The 18230-nt window shown below is 72.6% G+C and carries 18 protein-coding genes; 6 read left to right on the top strand and 12 right to left on the bottom strand.

Annotated features, from left to right (window positions below; all coding sequences use genetic code 11):
• Window positions 1-272: 272 nt before the first annotated feature.
• Window positions 273-1403 (top strand): SGNH/GDSL hydrolase family protein, encoded by a 1131-nt coding sequence (locus IL992_RS00215; protein WP_319018224.1) that lies wholly within the window; start codon window positions 273-275, stop codon window positions 1401-1403.
• A gap of 39 nt (window positions 1404-1442) precedes the next feature.
• On the opposite strand, the gene IL992_RS00210 is transcribed toward IL992_RS00215, so the two are convergent.
• The 4 genes from IL992_RS00210 to IL992_RS00195 are packed head-to-tail and all read right to left on the bottom strand — an operon-like array spanning window position 1443 to window position 4827.
• Entirely contained in the window at window positions 1443-2363 is a 921-nt protein-coding gene (locus IL992_RS00210) for an ABC transporter substrate-binding protein (protein WP_193201277.1), read from the bottom strand.
• Between the two features lie 39 nt (window positions 2364-2402).
• Window positions 2403-3065, bottom strand: a complete 663-nt coding sequence (locus tag IL992_RS00205; protein WP_079316752.1) for an ABC transporter permease — start codon at window positions 3063-3065, stop codon at window positions 2403-2405.
• Window positions 3062-3736, bottom strand: a complete 675-nt coding sequence (locus IL992_RS00200) for an ABC transporter permease (protein WP_319018223.1) — start codon at window positions 3734-3736, stop codon at window positions 3062-3064. Before IL992_RS00200 ends, IL992_RS00205 begins: the two co-directional genes overlap by 4 nt.
• A complete protein-coding gene (locus tag IL992_RS00195) occupies window positions 3733-4827 on the bottom strand; it encodes an ABC transporter ATP-binding protein (protein ID WP_193201276.1) in 1095 nt (364 codons plus the stop codon). The genes IL992_RS00200 and IL992_RS00195 overlap by 4 nt, the downstream gene beginning before the upstream one ends.
• Window positions 4828-5110: 283 nt before the next feature.
• Between IL992_RS00195 and IL992_RS00190 the strand changes: the two genes are divergently transcribed.
• Window positions 5111-7084, top strand: a complete 1974-nt coding sequence (locus IL992_RS00190; RefSeq protein WP_193201275.1) for a hypothetical protein — start codon at window positions 5111-5113, stop codon at window positions 7082-7084.
• A 31-nt stretch (window positions 7085-7115) separates the two neighbouring features.
• Here the strand turns inward: IL992_RS00190 and IL992_RS00185 are convergent, their stop codons facing one another.
• Together IL992_RS00185 and IL992_RS48140 are read right to left on the bottom strand one after the other, a co-directional pair.
• Window positions 7116-8288 carry an acyl-CoA dehydrogenase family protein gene (locus IL992_RS00185; protein ID WP_193201274.1) on the bottom strand — a complete coding sequence of 391 codons (1173 nt, stop codon included), beginning with the start codon at window positions 8286-8288 and terminating at the stop codon, window positions 7116-7118.
• The gene (locus tag IL992_RS48140) at window positions 8288-9355 is read right to left on the bottom strand and encodes an acyl-CoA dehydrogenase family protein (RefSeq protein ID WP_193201273.1); all 1068 of its coding nucleotides are present in this window, start codon (window positions 9353-9355) and stop codon (window positions 8288-8290) included. Before IL992_RS48140 ends, IL992_RS00185 begins: the two co-directional genes overlap by 1 nt.
• A gap of 209 nt (window positions 9356-9564) precedes the next feature.
• On the opposite strand from IL992_RS48140, the gene IL992_RS00175 reads away from it, so the two are divergent.
• From IL992_RS00175 to IL992_RS00165, 3 genes are all read left to right on the top strand, one after another.
• The gene (locus IL992_RS00175; protein ID WP_193201272.1) at window positions 9565-10221 is read left to right on the top strand and encodes a TetR family transcriptional regulator; all 657 of its coding nucleotides are present in this window, start codon (window positions 9565-9567) and stop codon (window positions 10219-10221) included.
• 192 nt (window positions 10222-10413) lie between these two features.
• Window positions 10414-11262, top strand: a complete 849-nt coding sequence (locus IL992_RS00170; protein ID WP_193201271.1) for a zinc metalloprotease — start codon at window positions 10414-10416, stop codon at window positions 11260-11262.
• Between the two features lie 126 nt (window positions 11263-11388).
• Window positions 11389-11559, top strand: coding sequence for a hypothetical protein (locus tag IL992_RS00165; RefSeq protein WP_179155554.1), 171 nt, complete (start codon window positions 11389-11391; stop codon window positions 11557-11559).
• Here IL992_RS00165 and IL992_RS00160 read toward each other — a convergent pair.
• From IL992_RS00160 to IL992_RS00145, 4 genes are read right to left on the bottom strand one after another with little or no spacing between them, the layout of a single operon-like run.
• On the bottom strand, window positions 11519-12232 hold the full coding sequence (locus IL992_RS00160) for a VOC family protein (RefSeq protein ID WP_193201270.1): 714 nt from the start codon (window positions 12230-12232) through the stop codon (window positions 11519-11521). The two genes, IL992_RS00165 and IL992_RS00160, sit on opposite strands and share 41 nt — an antisense overlap.
• Window positions 12219-13004 (bottom strand): alpha/beta fold hydrolase, encoded by a 786-nt coding sequence (locus tag IL992_RS00155; RefSeq protein ID WP_193201269.1) that lies wholly within the window; start codon window positions 13002-13004, stop codon window positions 12219-12221. Before IL992_RS00155 ends, IL992_RS00160 begins: the two co-directional genes overlap by 14 nt.
• Window positions 13004-13933, bottom strand: coding sequence for a Rieske 2Fe-2S domain-containing protein (locus IL992_RS00150; protein ID WP_193201268.1), 930 nt, complete (start codon window positions 13931-13933; stop codon window positions 13004-13006). Before IL992_RS00150 ends, IL992_RS00155 begins: the two co-directional genes overlap by 1 nt.
• Window positions 13930-15156: a flavin monoamine oxidase family protein gene (locus tag IL992_RS00145; protein ID WP_319018221.1), complete on the bottom strand. Its 1227-nt coding sequence runs from the start codon at window positions 15154-15156 to the stop codon at window positions 13930-13932. Before IL992_RS00145 ends, IL992_RS00150 begins: the two co-directional genes overlap by 4 nt.
• A 90-nt stretch (window positions 15157-15246) precedes the next feature.
• Between IL992_RS00145 and IL992_RS00140 the strand changes: the two genes are divergently transcribed.
• On the top strand, window positions 15247-16410 hold the full coding sequence (locus IL992_RS00140) for a cytochrome P450 (protein WP_193201266.1): 1164 nt from the start codon (window positions 15247-15249) through the stop codon (window positions 16408-16410).
• A 3-nt stretch (window positions 16411-16413) separates the two neighbouring features.
• Here the strand turns inward: IL992_RS00140 and IL992_RS00135 are convergent, their stop codons facing one another.
• On the bottom strand, window positions 16414-17271 hold the full coding sequence (locus IL992_RS00135; protein ID WP_193201265.1) for an ABC transporter permease: 858 nt from the start codon (window positions 17269-17271) through the stop codon (window positions 16414-16416).
• Entirely contained in the window at window positions 17271-18215 is a 945-nt protein-coding gene (locus IL992_RS00130; RefSeq protein ID WP_226872031.1) for an ABC transporter ATP-binding protein, read from the bottom strand. The genes IL992_RS00135 and IL992_RS00130 overlap by 1 nt, the downstream gene beginning before the upstream one ends.
• Window positions 18216-18230: the final 15 nt, after the last annotated feature.

The raw sequence follows: 18230 nt of genomic DNA, 5'->3' as shown, positions 1-18230 counted from the left end.
GGCGAACACTCTGCACTCGGCGCCGGCCCGGGAGCGTTTCCGGCCTCGCCGGCGGCCTCGTCCGATCCGACGCGAAGGGTGGGCGTTGACCCCCACGTCATCCGCGCCCCGGCCGAAGATCCGCGGCCCGGCGGCCCGTCGTGCCGCCGCGCCGCGGCCGCCATCGGCACCCGTCGCCGCACCCGCGTCCATGAAACGTTCAGTGCCGCCTGCACGAGGCCCGGCCGGGTGTGACGGCCCGCGGCGTCCGCGGGCGGGGAGAAGGAGAGACCGTGCGACACACTCTCAAGGCGGCGCAGGCCGTGCTGGCGGTGACCGCCGCGCTGCTGCCCGCGGCCGCCCACGCCACCACCTCGCCCGAGACGACGGCGGTACGCAAGCCCGCGCCGGCCCTGGCCACGGCGCACACCGCCGGCCGGGTCGAGGTCGTGGGGAACTCGGTGCGGTACAGCTGGCCCGGCGTCTACTTCGAGGGCCGCTTCCGCGGCACCGGCGTCGGGATCGTGATCGACGACGCGGTGAACGACTACGACGTCCAGATTGACGGCGCCACCGTCGCCACCCTGGTGACCCCCGGCCGCACGACGTACTGGGCCGAGAATCCGAGCCGCGGCGTGCACAGCGTGCGGCTCGTCAAGCGCACCGAGAGCCCGTGGTCCACCGGTGAGTTCGGCGGGTTCGTCGCCGCCCCCGGCGGCGCCGTCCTTCCCCCTCCGGCCGACCGCCGCCGGCAGATCGAGTTCATCGGCGACTCCTACACCGCCGGCTACGGCAACATGTCCGACACCCGCGACTGCCCCGCGCCGGGCCAGATCGACAGGAACACCAACACCGACCTCAGTTTCGGCGCCCTCACCGCGCGCCGCCTCGGCGCCGACTACCAGATCAACGCCTTCTCCGGCCGCGGCATGGTGCGCAACTACAACGGTCTCGAACCGGGCACCGACTACCGCACCTACTACGACCGGGCTCTGATCGGCGTGCCCGGCGACGTCTGGAAGAACCCGGGCACCTGGCACCCGCAACTGGTCGTGATCGGCCTCGGCATCAACGACTTCTCCACCGCGATCAACCCGGGCGAGCCGTGGACGCCGGAAACCCTGATCGCCGCGTACAAGACCGCCTATCACGGCTTCATCGACAAGCTCCGGACCCGGTACGGCAAGCGCGCGGTCATCGTGGTCAGCGCCACCTACATGTACAACACCACGGCATTCGCCGACGCGGCGCGGCAGATCGTCCAGGAACGCAACGAGCGGGGCGACGACCGGGTCCGCTACTGGTACTACGACAATTCCGAACTGGACTACGGCGGCTGCGACTGGCACCCCTCGGCCCACGACCACCGGATCATCTCCCAGCGGCTCGACGACTTCATCGCCACGCTGCCGCTGAACTGGTGAGCGGAGCGGGGGCCCGGAGGACTCGGGCCCCCGCTCACGTCACAGCAGGCCGTTCTGGGTGAGCCAGTCCTTGGCCACCACGGGCGGGTCGTCCTTGTCGACGGAGATCCGCTTCATCAGCGACAGGAGGGTCTGCGTGTCGAGCTTGGCGGAGATGGCGTCGAGGGTGGATGTCACGACGTCGTTCACCCCGGGCTTGTAGACGAGGGGCGTCACGTTGTCGAACCCGAACGCGTTCTTGTTGTCCTCCAGGGGCACGAGATCGTTCAGCACGATCTTGGGGTCGGTGGTGAACACGTTGCCCACCTGGATCGTGCCGCTCTTGATCGCGTCAGCGGTGGTGTCCGCCGTGGGCTTCCACTGCTTGAACTCCAGGCCGTAGACGTTCTTGAAGTTCTCCTCCTGGCGCTGCTTGAACTCCGGCGGCCCGCCGACCACGAAGTCCTTCGCCACCTTGGCGAGGTCCTCGATGGTGGTGAGCTTGTACTTGTCGGCCGTGGCCTTGGTGACCGACAGGGAGTTCTTGTCCTCGGCCGCCGACGGCTCCAGAATCTCCAGCTCCGGCGGCAGCTTGGCCTTGAGACCGGCGACGATCTCGTCCTTGGTCTTGGCCGTGCTGGACTTGTCGACGAACGCCAGCAGCGACCCGATGTACTCGGGCAGCACGGTCAGGCCGCCGCTCTTGATCTGGTCGTAGACGACCTCGCGGCTGCCGATGTTGGGCTTCTCCTCGACCGTGACCCCCTTGGCCTGCAGGGCCTGGGCGTACATCGAGGCGAGCAGGACGCTCTCGGGGAAGTTGAAGGAGCCGACGACGACCTTGGCCGGGGCCGCGCCGCCCGAGCCCGACTCCGACGGGGCGGCGGACGCGGTCGTGGAGAGCGGGTCGGAGCCCCCGCAGGCCGATAAGGAGAGCGCCGCGGCCAGGGCGACCACCGCGACGCCGATAATACGCCTCATACCAAAAAATCCCTTCATTCTAGGGGGATAATAGCGAGATTAGCGGACCTGGCGGACACCGGGCGAGACGACCACCCGGTCGAGCAGGACGAAGGCGAACTGGACGGCCAGGGCGAGAGCGGCCACCAGGACCGCTCCCCCGATCACGTCCGCGTAGGTCTTGGTGGCCAGGCCGTCGATGATGAACCGGCCGAGCCCGCCCAGCCCGACGAACGCCGCGACGGTGGCGGTCGAGACGACCTGGATGGCGGCGAGGCGCAGGCCCAGCAGGATCAGCGGCAGCGCGACCGGGGTCAGCGTCTGGAACAGCACCTGACGCCCGCGCAGGCCCATGCCGTACGCCGCGTCGCGCAGGTCGGCGTCCACCCCCCGCACGCCCTCGTACGTGTTCACCAGGATGGGCGGGACCGCGAGCACGATCAGCGGGATCAGCACCGGCAGGACGGTCCCCACGCCCGCCAGCAGCACCACGAGCACGAGCAGGCCGAGCGTCGGCAACGCCCGGGCGGCGTTCGCCGCGACCACGACGAGCAGCGCGCCGCGGCCGGTGTGGCCGATGAGCAAGCCGAGCGGCACGGCGATCAGCGCCGCGACGAGGAAGGCCGCCGCCGAGAACTCCAGGTGCTCGAGCAGCCGGACCGGGATGCCGTCCGGGCCCGACCAGTGCGCCGCGTCGCCGAAGAAGTCGGCCAGCCAGTTCACGCCGTCCTCCTCGCCCGGGACCAGGGGGTCAGCAGCCGCTGGGCGAGCACGAGCAGCCCGTCGGCGAGCACGGCGAGCAGGACGATGAGCACGATCCCGACCACGATGGGCGTGTAGAACTGCCGCTGCCAGCCGTCGATGAACAGGTTGCCCAGCCCGCCCTGGCCGATCAGCGCGCCCACGCTGACCAGGCTGATGCTGGACACGGTCGCGACCCGCAGCCCGGCCAGGACCACCGGCACCGCGACCGGCAACTCGACCCGGAGCAGCCGACGCGCGGGCCGGAACCCCATCGCCACCGCCGACTGCCGTACGGGGTCGGGCACCGAGGCCAGGCCGTCCACCACGGCGGGGATCAGGACCGCGAGCGCGAAGAACGTCAGCGGGATGACGACGGTCGACCGGGTGAGCCCGGTGATCGACAGGAAGATCGAGAACAGCACGAGGGACGGCAGCGAATAGGTGACGTTCATCAGCGCGACCGTCGGCTGGTAGAGCCAGCGCCAGCGTACGCAGGCCAGGCCCAGCGGCAGGGCCACGACCAGCCCGAACAGCACGGGCAGGAAGGCCATCACGACGTGGTTCTCCAGCAGGGCGCTGATCGCGGTGGGGCCGCCGTTGGCCCAGTTGCGCGCGATCCAGTCCCAGCGGACCAGAGGCTCCTCGGTCACGCGGGCGCCCCCTCGGAGTCGCCGGCGCCGGAGGAGGAGCCGCCGCTCGAGCCGCCCGAGCCGCCCCGTGCGGAGCCCGCGGCGGGCGGCGCGTACTCGGCGAGCAGTTCGTCGATCGCGTCCCGGCCGGCCACGCCGCGCACGCGGCCCTCCTCGTCCACGGCGACCGCGGTGCCGTTGGGCGACAGCAACGCGGCGTCGAGCGCCACGCGCAGCGAGTCGGTCTCGGGGTTGAAGGTGCCGTACGCCGCGAGCCCGTCCGCGGTCCGCCAGCCGAGCGGCCTGCCGTCCTCGTCGACCGCCAGGTCGGACGGCGCCGGGCTCAGCCGCACCTCCTTGGACGAGATGAACGAAAGCCGCCGGATGCCTCGGTCGCGGCCGAGGAACTCGCGGACGAAGTCGTCGGCGGGCTCGGTGAGCAGCGTGGCCGGGCCGGCCATCTGGGCCAGCCGCCCGCCGACGCGCAGGACGGCCACCGTGTCGCCGAGCTTGACCGCCTCGTCGATGTCGTGGGTGACGAACACGATCGTCTTGCGCAGCTCCGCCTGCAGCCGCAGCAGTTCGTCCTGGAGGCTGGCCCGCACGATCGGGTCGACGGCGCTGAACGGCTCGTCCATGAGCAGCACAGGAGGGTCGGCCGCGAGCGCCCTGGCCACGCCCACGCGCTGCTGCTGCCCGCCCGAGAGCTGGAAGGGGTAGCGGCCGGCCAGACCGGGGTCGAGCCCGACCAGCTCGAGCAGTTCCATCGCGCGGGCGCGCGCCTTCTTCTTGTTCCAGCCCAGCAGGTACGGCACGGTCGCCACGTTGTCCACGATCTTGCGGTGCGGGAACAGGCCCGCCTGCTGGATCACGTACCCGATGCCGCGCCGGAGCGTGGGCGGGTCGATCTCGCGCACGTCCTGACCGTCCAGGGTGATGCGGCCGGAGGTGGCGTCGATCATGCGGTTGATCATCCGCAGCGACGTGGTCTTGCCACAGCCGGAGGGGCCCACGAACACGGTGATCGCACCCGTGGGCACCTCCATGCTGAGGTCGTCCACGGCCACCGTGCCGTCCCGGTAGCGCTTGGTGACGTCTTCGAACGTGATCACGCCATCTCGCCCTTCGAAAAAGTGTGCGATCAAGCCAACGTCAGGAGGCCCACTCGCTCTTCCCCGTCAACCTCCCCGATATCCAGCGTGACCCGTTCCGGACACACCACCCGGCGGCCAGCCTACGGTGGGAACCTCCGATATCCGGGCCTAGATATCTATCAATAGGGCATCTCATGATGCGTGGCGCGGTGATGTGTTGGCATGATTACTCTCACGCCTCTCCCGTCCCTCCGCCGCGTCCCTCCGATAGGACCAGCCACGAAATACAGAGGAGCCGGTCGTGACTCCACCGCTCACCGGTCAGCGCTCCAGGAGCGAGCTGATCGCCGAGCTCTACGAGCGTCACGCCGCGGGGTTGTTCGCCTACTGCCACGACCAGCTCGGTGAGACCGCGTCCGCCGCCGACGCCGTGGTGGCCGTCTTCACCGCCGCTCCGACCGCCGAGCCGCCCTCGCGCGCCGCGCTGTACGCGCTGGCGCGCCGGGAGATCTACCGCCGGGACGTCAGCTACGCGCTGCCGGCCGTCGACTCCGTCGCCGACCCCGCCACCTCCTTGATCGAGCGGGTGTTCCGGGACATCCGGCCGCACCAGCGGGAGGTCCTGCTGCTGTCGGAGGTGTGCGGCCTCACCGCGCCCGAACTGGCGCTGGTCCTCGACGTGGCGGCCGACACCGCCGAGGATCTGATCGCGGGGGCGACGCGCCGCTTCGCCCAGACGCTGGAGACGGCGGTCACCGCCGCGAGGTCGGCGCCGTTCGTGCCCGCCTCCGTCGCGGAGGTCTACGACGCCATCGGCGTCTCCCCCCTCGGCGACGTGCTGGCCCGGCTGCCCTGGCACCGGCCGGCCGCGTCCGTACGCGACCGGGTGCTTTCGGCGCTGCCGTACGAGGAGCCGGGGAGCCCCACGACGGGCGGGGGACAGTCCTCCGGGCTGGTCACCAAGAGGCTGTGGCCGACCACTCCGACCTGGCCGCTGCCGCTGAGCGACCCCGACCAGGTCACCAACACGTGCGTGGTCAAGACCGACGCCATCGCGCAGCCCCAGGGCTCCCGGCGCAAGGCCAAGCACGAGGCGACGACCGAGCCCATGCCCCGGCTGCGCGGTGCGCTGCTCAACTCGCTCGGCGAGAGCCGTCTGCGCAGGAAGCGCACCGGGCGGCCCACGCCCGCGGAGCGACCGGCGGCCCTGGCCGCCCCCGTGGAGCCGTCGCAGGCATCCGCGCAGGAACCCCCGCAGACGGCGCCCGCCACGCCGCCACCTGCCCCGCAGGTCGCGGAGACCGTCCCCGGGCCGTTCGACGCGTTCGGCACCTCCGACGCCTCCTACCGCGCGGACCCGTTCGACGCCTTCGGCACCGCCCCGCGCCCGGCAGAGCCGTTCGACGCGTTCGGCACTGCCAGCACGCCCCACCCCGCCGAGCCCTTGGACGCCTTCGGCACCGCCCCGCGCCCGGCAGAGCCGTTCGACGCGTTCGGCAGTGCCGGCACGCCCCGGCCTGCGGAGCCGTTCAACGCCTTCGGCACCGCCCCGCGCCCGGCAGAGCCGTTCGACGCGTTCGGCACTGCCGGCACGCCCCACCCCGCCGAGCCCTTGGACGCCTTCGGCACCGCCCCACGCCCGGCAGAGCCGTTCAACGCGTTCGGCACCGCCCACACGCCCCACCCCGCGGAGCCGCTGGACGCGTTGTTCAACACACTCCGCTTCGCCGTGCCCTTCGACGCGTTCCGTACGGCCGAGGCGGCGGGCACGTCGCGGCAACCCGAGTCCACCGGCGCCTTCCCAAGGACCGAGGAGCCGTCCGACGAGGCCCCGCTGACGCCGCCCGCCGAGGCGCTTCTCCCGGCCGCTCCCCCCATGGACGTGTTCGCGCCCGCTCCCCGGGAGACCGTGCAACCCGCAGAGCAGCTTGCCGGGCCTTTCCTCCCCGCCGAGGAGCCACCGGCGGAGGCGGACGGCGAGCGTGCCGCCGAGGAGCCTCCGGCGAAGACGGACACCCTGGTGCACCCGGCCGCCGCGGTGGTCCCCGTTCCCGCACCCGCTGCCTCCCGCCGTCCGAGCCGCAGGAGTACGGCAAGCAGGCACACGGGCAGCAAGCGCGCCGGCAGGCCGGCCGGCGGCAAAAGCGCGGGCAGGAGCCGCCGAGGCAAGGGCGACCGGCACTACGACTGGCTGTGGGAAGTCGTCGGCATCCTGATCTGCCTGATCATCGCGCTGATCGTCTTCTTCAACGTGCCGACGGTCTTCACGCCCTGAGCTCGGAACGCCGGTAGCCCCGGGCGTGTCCTCATCGTGGCGGTTTGGGCAGCCCGAGCCCGAGCATGGCGATCAACTCGCGCTGGACCTCGTTGACGCCGCCGCCGAAGGTGAGCACGAGCGCGCCCTTGACGCCCCGGTCCACCCGCTCGATCAGGTCGCGCGTCTCCTCGTCGTACGGATCGCCGAAGCGGGCCAGCGTGTCGCCGACGATCCGGCCGACGTCCTGCACCCGCTCGGAAGCATAGATCTTGGTGGCCGACGCGTCGGGCGCGCCCAGCCAGCCGAGGTCCATCGACGCCGCGACCTGCCAGTTCAGCAGCTCGTTCGTGCGGAAGTACGCGTACACCTCGGCGACGGCCCGCCGTACGTCGGGGTGCTCCCACAGCGGCGCGCCGTCGCGCCCCCGGTTGGTCCTCGCCCAGCGGGCGAAACGATCGAGAGTGTGCCCGATGTTGCCGGCGGGCCCGAGCGTGACGCGTTCGTGGTTGAGCTGGCTGACGATCAGGTCCCAGCCCTTGTCCACCTCGCCGACGACCATGTCGAGCGGGACGCGCACGTCCGAGTAGTACGTCGCGTTGGTGTGGTGGCGGCCGTCCATCGTGATGATCGGCGTCCAGGAGAACCCGGGGTCAGCGCAGTCGACGATCATCATGGTGATCCCGCGGTGCTTCTTCGCCGCCGGATCGGTGCGCGCCGCCAGCCAGACGTAGTCGGCGTGGTGCGCGCCCGAGGTGAACATCTTCTGGCCGTTGACCACGTAGTGGTCGCCGTCCGGCACCGCCGTCGTCCGCAGCGAGGCCAGATCGGTGCCCGCCTCCGGCTCGCTGTAGCCGATCGCGAAGTGGCACTCTCCGGCCAGGATGCGCGGCAGGAAGAACTCCTTCTGCGCCTGCGTGCCATACCGCATCAGCGTCGGGCCGACCGTCTGCAGCGTGATCAGCGGGTACGGCACCTCGGCCCGGGTCACCTCGTTGGCGAAGATCTGCTGCTCGACCGGGCCGTAGCCGCCCCCGCCGTACTCCTTCGGCCATCCGAGGCCGAGCTTGCCGTCGCGGCCCAGCCTGCGGCAGTGCGCCATGTACGCCTCGCCGAACGGGTCGCGGCCGATCTCGGCGCGCTGCTCGGCGGTCAGGCAGGACGCGAAGTAGTCCCGCAGGTCGTCACGGAGCCGCCGCTGCTCCGCCGTCAGTTCGATGAACATCAGACCAGGGCTCCGATCAGGTCGAGTTGGGCCTGCGCGCCGCCGAGCAGCTGGGCGAGGTGCTTGCCCAGGCCGAAGTAGCGATGCAGCGGATAGGTCAGGTCGAGCCCGATGCCGCCGTGCAGGTGCTGACAGGTGTAGAGCGCCCGTACGGCATCCGCGGCCGCGTTGTAGGCGGCGACGGCCAGGTCCCGCTCCGCGGGCAGCCCTTCGCCCAGCCGCCACACGCCCGTCCACATGGCGACGTCGAGCGCACGTGAGGCGATGTAGACGTCGGCGATCTGCATGGTCACGGCCTGGAACTCGGCGAGCACCCGGTCGAACTGCCTGCGCGTGGCGATGTGTCCCTTGGTCAGCGCGAGCGCGCCCGCGAGGACCCCGGAGGTGGTCGCGGTCACGGCGGCCAGGGTGTTCAGCCGCAGCGCGGCGACGGCCGCGCCGTCCGGCTCCCCCACCATCTCGCCCGGCGCGTCCTCCAGGGTGACCACGGCCGCGGGCTCCCCCGTCGCCGTCGGGACCTGCCGCACCTGCGCGTCCCCGGGCCGTACGAGGAACAGCGCGGCCTCGCCGTCGGAAAGCGCGGGCACGAGGATGGCCGACGCCTCGGCGGCGTACGGGACGATTCCGGGCCGCCCGGTGATCCTGCCGTCCCTGGCGATCGCGGCCGGCGGGTCGCCCGGGCCCGCCCCGGCCTCGCGGAAGGCGACGGTCAGCACCTCCTCCCCCTCGCCGAACGGCGCGAGCGCCCGCCGCTGGGCGTCCGTCCCGTGCCCGGCGACGGTCAGTGCGGCGATCAGGCCGGGCAGCGCGGGGACCGGCGCGACGCGAGCCCCCGCCTCACGCAGGATCACCCCCATCGCGAGCGGGCCGAGCCCGGAGCCGCCCGCCTCGGGCGGCAGGCACGCGCCGAGCAGGCCCGCCTGCGCCAGTGCCTTCCACGCCCCCGCGTCGTACGGCCGGCCGCCGCGCTCGTGCGCCTCGATCCTGGCCTGGTCCGCCTCCCGGTCCAGCACCGACGCGGCCAGCGCGCGCAACTCCGCATGGGTCTCGTCGAGATCGAAGTCCACCGGACCTCCCACGTGTTCCACGGACCTGTCTGCGGGGCGGGATCCCCACCCAGAACCGCAAACTAGAACGGATTCTAATCTCTGTCCAGAGGGAGGCTCACGAACCGGCGACGACACGGGGTTGAAACACCAAAGTCATATAGCCGCCAGCGCTTTTGTGACTCACGGGTAACCATCCGGAAGGAGCGGAAATCAGATAACGTGTTCCTATGCGCACTTCGCATGCAGTCGCCGACGCCCCACCACCGCTTCCCGAAGGCCCCTCCGCCACGGGCGGTCATCCGGCCCCGGCCACCCCCGGGGTCCGCACCCGGAGCCAGCACCAACGGCGCCGGCGCATCGTCCAGGCGGCGGCCGCTCTCGCCTCCCGCGGCGGCGTCGAGGCGATGCAGATGCGCACGGTCGCCGAGCGCGCGGGCGTCGCCCTGGGAACGCTCTACCGCTACTTCCCCTCGAAGATGGACCTGGTCGTGGCGGTGGTCGGCGAGGAGATCGACCTGCTGGAGTCCAGCATCGAGCGGCGCCCGCCGCACGCCGCCCATCCCGCCGGCCGCGCGGTCGACGTGCTGATGAGGGCCACCCGGGGCCTGATGCGCGAGCCCGAACTCGCCGACGCGCTCATCCGCTCCCTGATCTTGGCGGAGGTGGAGGCGCCGTTCGGCGACCGGATGGCGAGCCTGCTGCTGCGCGTCGCCACCGACGGCCGCACGGTGAACCTTCCCGCGGAGGACCAGCTCGCACTCGCCGGCTCCCTGTCGGGAGTCTGGGTGCAGGAGTTGCTGGAGATGCTGCGCGGGCGGCGCACCTACGAGCAGATCCAGCACCGCATCGAGATCGCCGCCGAGCGGCTGCTGGCGGGTTTCTAGATTTTCCTCGGCCGCGCGATGAAATTCGTGCGACCCCGCGGTGACACGACGTCCCCGGCCACAGGTAAGACGGATATGCCAGATGGGCGGGCCGCCGTCTCACACTAGAACGAGTTCCAGTCTTATTGGAAGAAAATTCCAATTGCGGGAAAGCGCCTGGACCGGCCCTGCCGGTTCTGGTTCCATGACAGGGTGACGAGCACCCCCGAGATCCCGGCGGCCCGGCGGGACGCCGCCGCTCCGCGCATCCCCTCCGCCCGCGCGGCCTGGGGGCCGCTCTCCCTGTCGTACGCGACGGCGCAACTCGTCGAGGTGTTCCTGCACGAGGGATCACACGCGCTGGCCGCCCGCGCGGCGGGGTTCCATCCTGCCATCGGCCAATTCGTCGAGTTGCACGTGCCCTCGCCGCACCGCGAGCTGGAGGCCCTGGTGGCCGCCGCCGGCCCGGTCGGCAGCCTCGTCACCGGCCTCGTCTGCTGGGCGCTGTACCGCCGTCGCGGGCCCTCCTATTCGCGGTTGCTGCTGATGTGGCTGGCGATGACCGGCGTCGTGGCGTTCCTGGGCTACCTGGTGGTCACACCGCTGCTCGCGGTGGGCGACACCGGGGTTCTGGCCCGTCTCTACCATGTGCCCGCCGCCGTCCAGTTCCTCGTCGCCGCCGTCGCGATGGCGGTTCTCTACCTGGTCACGCGGCCGCTCAGCCGGATGTACCTCGACTCGCTGCCCGCGAGCGTGCCCCTGGACACCCCACACGCCCGCAAGGCGGCCGTGACGCGCCTGTGGATCCCCTACCTGATCGGCCTGGCGCTGCTGGTGCCCGCCGGTCTCGGCGGCGACCCCGAGGTGGTCTTCTACGGCATCCTCGGCTGCTGGGGGCCGGGAATGGCGCTGGTCGGATTCATGACGCCCAGCGCGGGCCGGCCATACGAACGCAAGGAGAGGCCGGGCACCGGCTGGCGGCTTCCCGTGTGGGCGTTTTTCGGCTACGCCGCGGTGGTCGCGTTCTATCTGCTCGTGCTGCGGCCCGGCCTGAATATCTGACCCCCCGGAATACGCATACGTACGCCCCCGAGATCCGGATGCGTAATAACCGGAATCACCCTGGACGGCCCCCGGGACATGGCCGATGATGCGTTCGCCGAATTCTTTTTCCCTCGGGGAGCCGTCATGGGACTGGGCAACATCCGCCTTATCGTGCCGCTGGTGTACGCGATCGCGGTCGTCGTGTCGCTGATGATCGACAAGACCGTGGGCGTGGTCGTCGTGATCGTCGGGGCGCTCCTCGTGGCCGCGTTCTTCATCTGGTTCCGCCCGCGGAGCGGGACCGGCCGTCCCTGACGCCGAACAGCGCGCCCCACGGGTCGCGCACCACCGCCTCACGCCCGTCGTCCCCCGCCTCGGCGACCCGGCCGCCCGCCCGTTCCGCGGCCAGGGCCGTCGAGGGCACGTCGTCCACGAGGAAATACGACACCCACTGCGGGGACACGCCGTGCGGCACGCCGCGCACCTCCCGTCCGTGCGCCGGCTCCTCCCCGAAGAGCCCCGCGTAGAAGGCGCGGGCGGCGGCGGGATCGGCCGCCCACAGCTCGTGGCCGCAGGTCGCGCCGTACTCGTCGACCAGGACGATGCCCTCCGCCCAGTGCCCCTGCCAGAAACCGACCGACGCACCCGTCGCGTCGACCGCGAACAGGAACCGCCCGTCCTCGCCGGCGCCGAGCGGCCCGAACACCACCGTGCCGCCGAGCACGGCTACCCGCCCGGCCACCGCGTCGGCGTCCTTCGCCGCGAGGTAGGTGTTCCAGGTGGGCGTCAACCCCCGTCCCGGTGGCACCCGGCCGAATCCTCCGACGACCTCCCCGGCCTGCCGCGCCAGGCGATAGCCGTACTCCTCGGGCTCGTCGAAGGTCCAGCCGAACAGGCTCGCGTAGAAGTCCCGCGCTCCCTCCGGGTCGGCCGCCATGTAGTCCACCCAGCAGGGCGAGCCCTGCGCGTACGTCTCACGCCTGGGCACCTGCCCGGCTCCTTTCCACGTGGGACCAGATGAGCCGCGCGGCGGCCGCCGGGCGCTCGATCAGGCACAGGTGGCCGGCGTCCGCCATTTCGACCACCCGGCAGCGGGGGACGACCGCGCCCAGCCGGTCGGCGTTGGCCGCGAACGTCGGCATCTCGGCGTCCCCGACAAGGACCAGGGTGTCGGCCCTGATCGCGCCGAGCGCCTCGTCGGTGTGCGTGTGCCGGTGGAACGCCGCCATCGCGCCGGTGCGCAGTTCGTCCCAGCCGTGCCGGGCGATGACCGTCCGCAGGCTCGCCCGCAGCCGGGGGTGCGCCTGGGTGCCGCGGAAGATGTCGGGCGGGGAGGACATCCAGACGTCCGCCAGCGCGGCGCCGTCAGCGCCGGCCCGCCGCAACGCCATCAGCTCGCGGTAACGCGGAGCCGTCCCCGGCTCGCTGGGGGCGCCCGCGATGGTGGGAGCCGCCACGACGAGGCGCCGTACGACGTCGGGCGCGTCCACGGCGAGCTGGATCCCCGCCAGCGACCCGAAGGACAGGGCCACGACGTCGTGCGCCCCCTCGGCCCGCGCGACGGCCGCGATCTCGGCCGCCAGGCCCGGCAGCGTCGTGCCGGGCCGCATCGGACCGGACCCTCCGTGGCCCGGCAGGTCGACGCCGACGTGCCGCCGGCCGGGCAGCAGCGCCCACAGGTCGCGCCAGGTGGAGGAGTCCATCGTGTAGCCGTGGAGCCACAGCAGGGCCGGGCCGCTCCCGCTCGTGTGCACCCGCATCACACCGGCTCCCCCGTCACCGCCGCGGCAGGGGTTCCGGCCGGCGGAACGGCGCCGAAGGTGGCGCAGAACCGGCGGAAGGCCAGCACGGGCCGGTCGCCGGCGTCGTAGCGCTGCGGCGCGTCCGGATCGAGGTGGTCCCAGACGACGCGGTCCTGCTCGAAGGCGTACCGCGCGCCGTGGACCAGCGCGTCGAGCGCCTCGGCGCGCTCCGGCGGCAGTGCGATGGCGACCCGCCCCACACAGCCGCCGGAGGTGGGCACGGCGCCCGTGATGATCGTGTACGGCGCGTCCGCGGTGCCCAGCTCGGTCACGACGAGGCTGGGACTGAAGGCCCGGGCGTAGAACCGGGAGGCGAAGTCGAGCCGGCGCTCCCGCTCCCACGGCGGGGCCTTGGTGCGGAACTCCCCTTCGATCGCCAGCTCGCCGTCGGGGCAGGGCGAGACCCGCATGCCGATCACCCGGGGCACGAGGTGGACCTGGTGGAAGTGCTCGGCGTCGAAGGCGTTCTCCACCACGTACTCCGAAGGAACCGCCACCGGCTGGATCACCGCACCCACGACGATGTTGCCGTCGGCCACCTCCTTGATGGCCCGCTGGAAGCCCCGGTCGTCATCCGCGGACAGCCGCACGAACACCGCCGCGCCCGCCCGCTCGACCGCGTACTCGGCGACCGACCAGCGTCGCGCCGTGTCCCCGAGTGCCACCCGCTTGCCGTGGAAGGGGCAGATGACGCAATCGCCGTCCAGGGTGCCGCCGTGGCCGAGGGCCGCACCCCGGTGCGGGCACAGCCCGTCGAACACCCGGACGCGCGACCCGTCCCGTACGGCGAGCAGCCTGCGCCCGCCGAGCAGCAGGGGGTTCAGCCCTTCGGCGAGTTCCTCCTCGAACGCCAGCAGATACCAGCCTGTGTGTACTTTTCCGATCATCGCCCTACCGCCTCCAGGACCTCTCCGGCCGCGCGGTCGCCGCTGGCCATGGCCGCCTGAACCATCGGGACACCGGCCGCCGTGGCCTCGCCCGCGAAGAACACCGTGCCGCCCATCGGCTCCGCCCACGCCGCCCGCGCCCACAGGCCGCCGACCCGGGGATAGGTGAACGCACCGGTCGCCCAGGCGTCCGCTCCCCAGTCGGCCGCCTCGACGTGCTCGGACCGGGCGTCCCCGGCCCACGGCAGCACCCGGCCCAGCGGGGGCGGCCCTCCGCGGGCCGCCTCGCGCGCCCGCGCGGCGGCCCCGGCCTTGGCCACCACCAGGACGCGCGAGCTGCCGGCGGTGCAGGTGACGAAGCCCAGCCCGCCCTCTGCGTCGAACACGACGGCCGACTCCGGGGCGGGCCGTGACAGCGTCACCACCCCGCACCAGGCGTCGCCGAGGCGCAGCGACTCGGCCGCCGCCCGCTTGCGGGCCGGCATGTCCGCGATCGCGAGCGCCCCGCCCGCGACCACGGGCGGAGGAACGGTCACCACCGCCGCCGCGGCCGTCACCGCGCCCTCGTCGAGGCGGGCCTCCACCCGGCCCGGCGACCAGGCGATGCTCCTGGCCGGGCTGCCGTGCCGTACGTCGAGCCCGTGGGCCAGCAGGCCGGGCAGCCGGTCGAACCCTCCGCGGACGGCGAATCGGCCCTCGCCGACGTCGTCGGCGCGATGTCCGGCGGCCATGCCCACCGCGCTGAGGGACTCGGGGTCGGCCGCCCAGTTCTGCCGCAGCCACTCGGCCTGGTCGCCGGAGGTGAGCCGCCCCGCGACGGGCACGTCCTCCCCCGGGTCCCGCAGCAGGCTCTGCTCGACCGCCCACGGCGGCCGTCCCCGCCGGGCCAGCACGCCCAGCGGCAGCACCCGCCCCGCCGCGGCGACAAGAGCCTTGCCCGGCGACACCGGCTCGGCCGCGTCCGGTTCCAGCACGTCCCACACGGGGTTGCGGTCGCCGTGGACGACCTGAGCCCCCAGCTCCATCGGGGGGCCGCCGTCGCCGGGCCGGTAGGTGCGCACCCGCCCGCCGACGCGCTCCCTGGCCTCCACCACCGTGACGGCCAGACCGGCGGCGCGCAGCCGCCGTGCGGCGGTCAGGCCGCTGACACCCGCGCCCACGACCACTACATCGACCCGCATCGCTGCCTCCCATCGGCCCGTTCGGTCCGCAGTTGTTCGCATTCATCCCGACGGCGGCCGCTCTGTAGTAGCGTGGCCGTGCCGTGATCTTGTGACCTGTGATCTTGTGACCTCAGCACCGAGGGACCGCCGATGACCGCTCTCCGCCGGCTTCCGGCCGGTCTGGCCCACCCGTTCTCGCCGGCCGGCAGATCCGACCCGTATCCGGCGTACGACTGGCTGCGGGCCAACGATCCGGTCCACTTCGACGTCACGTCCCGGATGTGGCTGCTCACGGCGCACGAGCACTGCGCGAGTGCGCTCAGGGACCCCCGGTTCTCGGCCGCCCTGGGACAGCGCGAGCGGGTGCGCGACGACGACCTGCCCGCCTCGATGCTGACCACTGACCCGCCGGAGCACAACCGGCTGCGCGCCCCCGGCATGGCCCTGCTCGGCCCCGCCGCGGTGCGCGAGCTCGCCGCCGGCATCGCCACCGTCGTGGACGGCCTGCTCGACGGGCTGGCGGACGCCGCCGAGGTCACCCGGGACCTCGGCGAGCCGTTCGCGACCGGCGTGCTGGCCCGGACGCTGCTCGTGCCGCGCGAGGACGAGGCGGCCTTCGCGGACCTGGCGCGGCGGGCCTCGGTCAACCTCGACCCGCTGGCCGGGCCGCAGGCCGCGCGCGAGGGCCGCGTGGCGATGGGCGAGCTGACCCGCTTCCTCGACGCGCACGTGGCGCACGGGCCCGGCGGGTCGATCGGGCGGCTGGCCGCGGACGAGCGGCTGACCCGGCCCGAGATGCTGGGCATCCTCTCGCTGGCCGTCGTCGGCGGCTGGCGCCCGCTGGCCGAGATGGTGGGCAACGCGCTGTTCTGGCTGCTGCCTCGCCCCGAGGCGCTGGCGGCCCTGCGTGAGGGCGGCGACGACCTCGCCCGTACGGCGGTCGACGAGCTGCTGCGGCTGGAGGCGCCCATCCCCTTCACGGCGAGGGTGACGACCGCGGAGGTGTCCTTCGGGGACGCGGTCATTCCCGCCGGGGCGCGGGTGCTCGCCGTGGTCGCGGCGGCCAACCGGGACCCGGCCGTCTTCGACCGCCCCGGCGACCTGGTGCTGACCCGGTCTCCCAATCCCCACCTCGCCTTCGGCGCCGGCACCCATTTCTGCCTGGGCGCGCCCCTCGTCCGGCAGGCCGGCGCGCTGCTGCTGCGCGGCCTGGCCGAGCGCTTCCCCGCGATCCGCCCGGACGGCGCCCCGCCCGCCTGGGCGCCCGTGCTCGTGCCGCGCCGGCTGAGCGAGTTCCGGATCCGGCTCTCCTGACGGTCAGCGGACGTTGGGCCCGCGCCAGCGGAAGGTCAGGAAGCTCAGCGCGAGCCCGGCGAGGCACCACGCGGCCAGCACGAGCGCCACGCGGTCGAGCTCCCACACGCCCGCGGGCTCGACGTGGGCGAAGTCGTTGGGCAGGAACACCGAGCGCAGTCCCTGGGTCATCCACTTGAGCGGGAACAGGGCCGCGACCGTCTGCATCCACGCCGGCAGCTGGCTGTAGGGGAAGAACACCCCCGAGATGAACTGCAGCACCAGGAACGGCAGGGTGACGATGGCGGAGGCCGACCGGGCGTTGGGGATGACCGAGCTGAACGCCACGGCCAGCAGCGTGCAGGCCACCGCGCCGAGCAGCAGCACCCACACGAGCGTCTCCCAGCGGGCGGTGGTCGAGGGCAGCGGCAGCCCGAACGCCAGCACGGCCACCGCGAGCAGCAGGACCGTCTCCAGGGTGCCGGTCACGGCCACCCTGACCACCTTGCCGATGAAGTAGGCGGACTTCGGCATCGGGCTGGAGGCCAGTCGGCGGATCATCCCGGTGTCCCGCTCGATGGCGACGCTGATGGCCAGCCCGTTGAAGCTGACGCTCATCACGCCACAGGCGATGATGCCCGCGATGAACATCTGCTTGAAGTCGGTGTGGGTGCCGGGCACGGTCCCCGAGAAGATGGAGCCGAGCACGACCAGCAGCACGATGGGCAGCAGCAGCGTGAAGACGAGCGACTGCCGGTTGCGGAAGAACGACTTGAGCTCGACCGACGACCGCGAGACGGCCGCCCGCCACACGATCGAGCGGGCGGGATCGAGCACCACCGCGCCGCTCTCCTGGGTGAGGGCCGCGTTGGGAGCGCTCATCACACGACACCGCCTTCCTGGTTGCTCCGGATGAGGTCCAGGTAGATCTCCTCGAGCGACGGCCGGTGGATGCGCAGGTCCGGCAGTTCGCGCACGCCGGAGGCGGCCGCCCAGGGCAGCAGCGCGGCCATGGCCTCGGTGGGGTGGTGCGTGCGTACGACCACCAGACTCTCCGCCTCCTCCACCACGGCGTCGTCCGGCAGCGCGGGCAGGCTCCTGTCGAGCCCGTCCGTCCTGGCGAAGCTCACGGCGGCGGGTGTCGCGCGCCGGCCGCCCAGCTCCGCGACCGGGCCCGACTCGACGACCCGCCCCCCGACGATGACGGCCGCCCGCTGCGCCAGCGCCTCGACCTCGTCCAGGTAATGGGTGGTGAGCACGGTGGTCTTGCCACGGCCGGTGAAGTAGCGGACGAGGTCCCACGCCTCCCTGCGGGCGACGGGGTCGAGTCCCGTCGTCGGCTCGTCCAGGAAGATCAGATCGGGGTCCCCGATGACGCCGACCGCGACGTCCAGCCGCCGGGCCTGCCCACCGGAGAGCGTCTGTGCCTGCTTGCGCGCCTGCTTGCCGAGGCCGACCATGTCGATCACCTCGGCCACCGGCAGCGGCGCGGGGTAGAACGCCGCGAAGTGCTCGACCACCTCACGCACGGTCAGGTCGGTGTACGCGCCTGTCGTCTGGGGGACGACGCCGATCCGCGCGCGCCACTCGGGCGCGTCCTCGGCCGGATCGCGGCCGAGGACGCGCACGTCGCCGGAAGTCCGCCGGCGAACCCCCACCAGGATCTCGACCGTGGTGGTCTTGCCGGCGCCGTTCGGCCCGAGGAGGGCGAACACCTCGCCGCTCCGCACGTCGAGGTCCACCTCCTCGACCGCGTTCACCGGGCCGTACCGCTTGCGCAGGGAGCGCACGTGTACGGGGTTCGCCTGCTCGGCGACCATGGACATGATCTGCCCTCCGAG

The organism is Microbispora sitophila (genome assembly GCF_014892245.1).
Classification (GTDB): Bacteria; Actinomycetota; Actinomycetes; order Streptosporangiales; family Streptosporangiaceae; genus Microbispora; species Microbispora siamensis.
Note: the sequence above shows the minus strand (reverse complement) of the source record. Positions and strands in the feature narration are given on the sequence as shown.

Excerpts from the sequence above, each read along its gene's own strand:
- IL992_RS00130 (WP_226872031.1), bottom strand. The coding sequence starts at position 18,215 with ATGTCCATGGTCGCCGAGCAGGCGAACCCCGTACACGTGCGCTCCCTG.
- IL992_RS00145 (WP_319018221.1), bottom strand. The coding sequence starts at position 15,156 with ATGCGAACAACTGCGGACCGAACGGGCCGATGGGAGGCAGCGATGCGG.
- IL992_RS00135 (WP_193201265.1), bottom strand. The coding sequence starts at position 17,271 with ATGAGCGCTCCCAACGCGGCCCTCACCCAGGAGAGCGGCGCGGTGGTG.
- IL992_RS00210 (WP_193201277.1), bottom strand. The coding sequence starts at position 2,363 with ATGAGGCGTATTATCGGCGTCGCGGTGGTCGCCCTGGCCGCGGCGCTC.
- IL992_RS00165 (WP_179155554.1), top strand. The coding sequence starts at position 11,389 with ATGGGACTGGGCAACATCCGCCTTATCGTGCCGCTGGTGTACGCGATC.
- IL992_RS00185 (WP_193201274.1), bottom strand. The coding sequence starts at position 8,288 with ATGTTCATCGAACTGACGGCGGAGCAGCGGCGGCTCCGTGACGACCTG.
- IL992_RS00175 (WP_193201272.1), top strand. The coding sequence starts at position 9,565 with ATGCGCACTTCGCATGCAGTCGCCGACGCCCCACCACCGCTTCCCGAA.
- IL992_RS00150 (WP_193201268.1), bottom strand. The coding sequence starts at position 13,933 with ATGATCGGAAAAGTACACACAGGCTGGTATCTGCTGGCGTTCGAGGAG.
- IL992_RS00155 (WP_193201269.1), bottom strand. The coding sequence starts at position 13,004 with ATGCGGGTGCACACGAGCGGGAGCGGCCCGGCCCTGCTGTGGCTCCAC.
- IL992_RS00140 (WP_193201266.1), top strand. The coding sequence starts at position 15,247 with ATGACCGCTCTCCGCCGGCTTCCGGCCGGTCTGGCCCACCCGTTCTCG.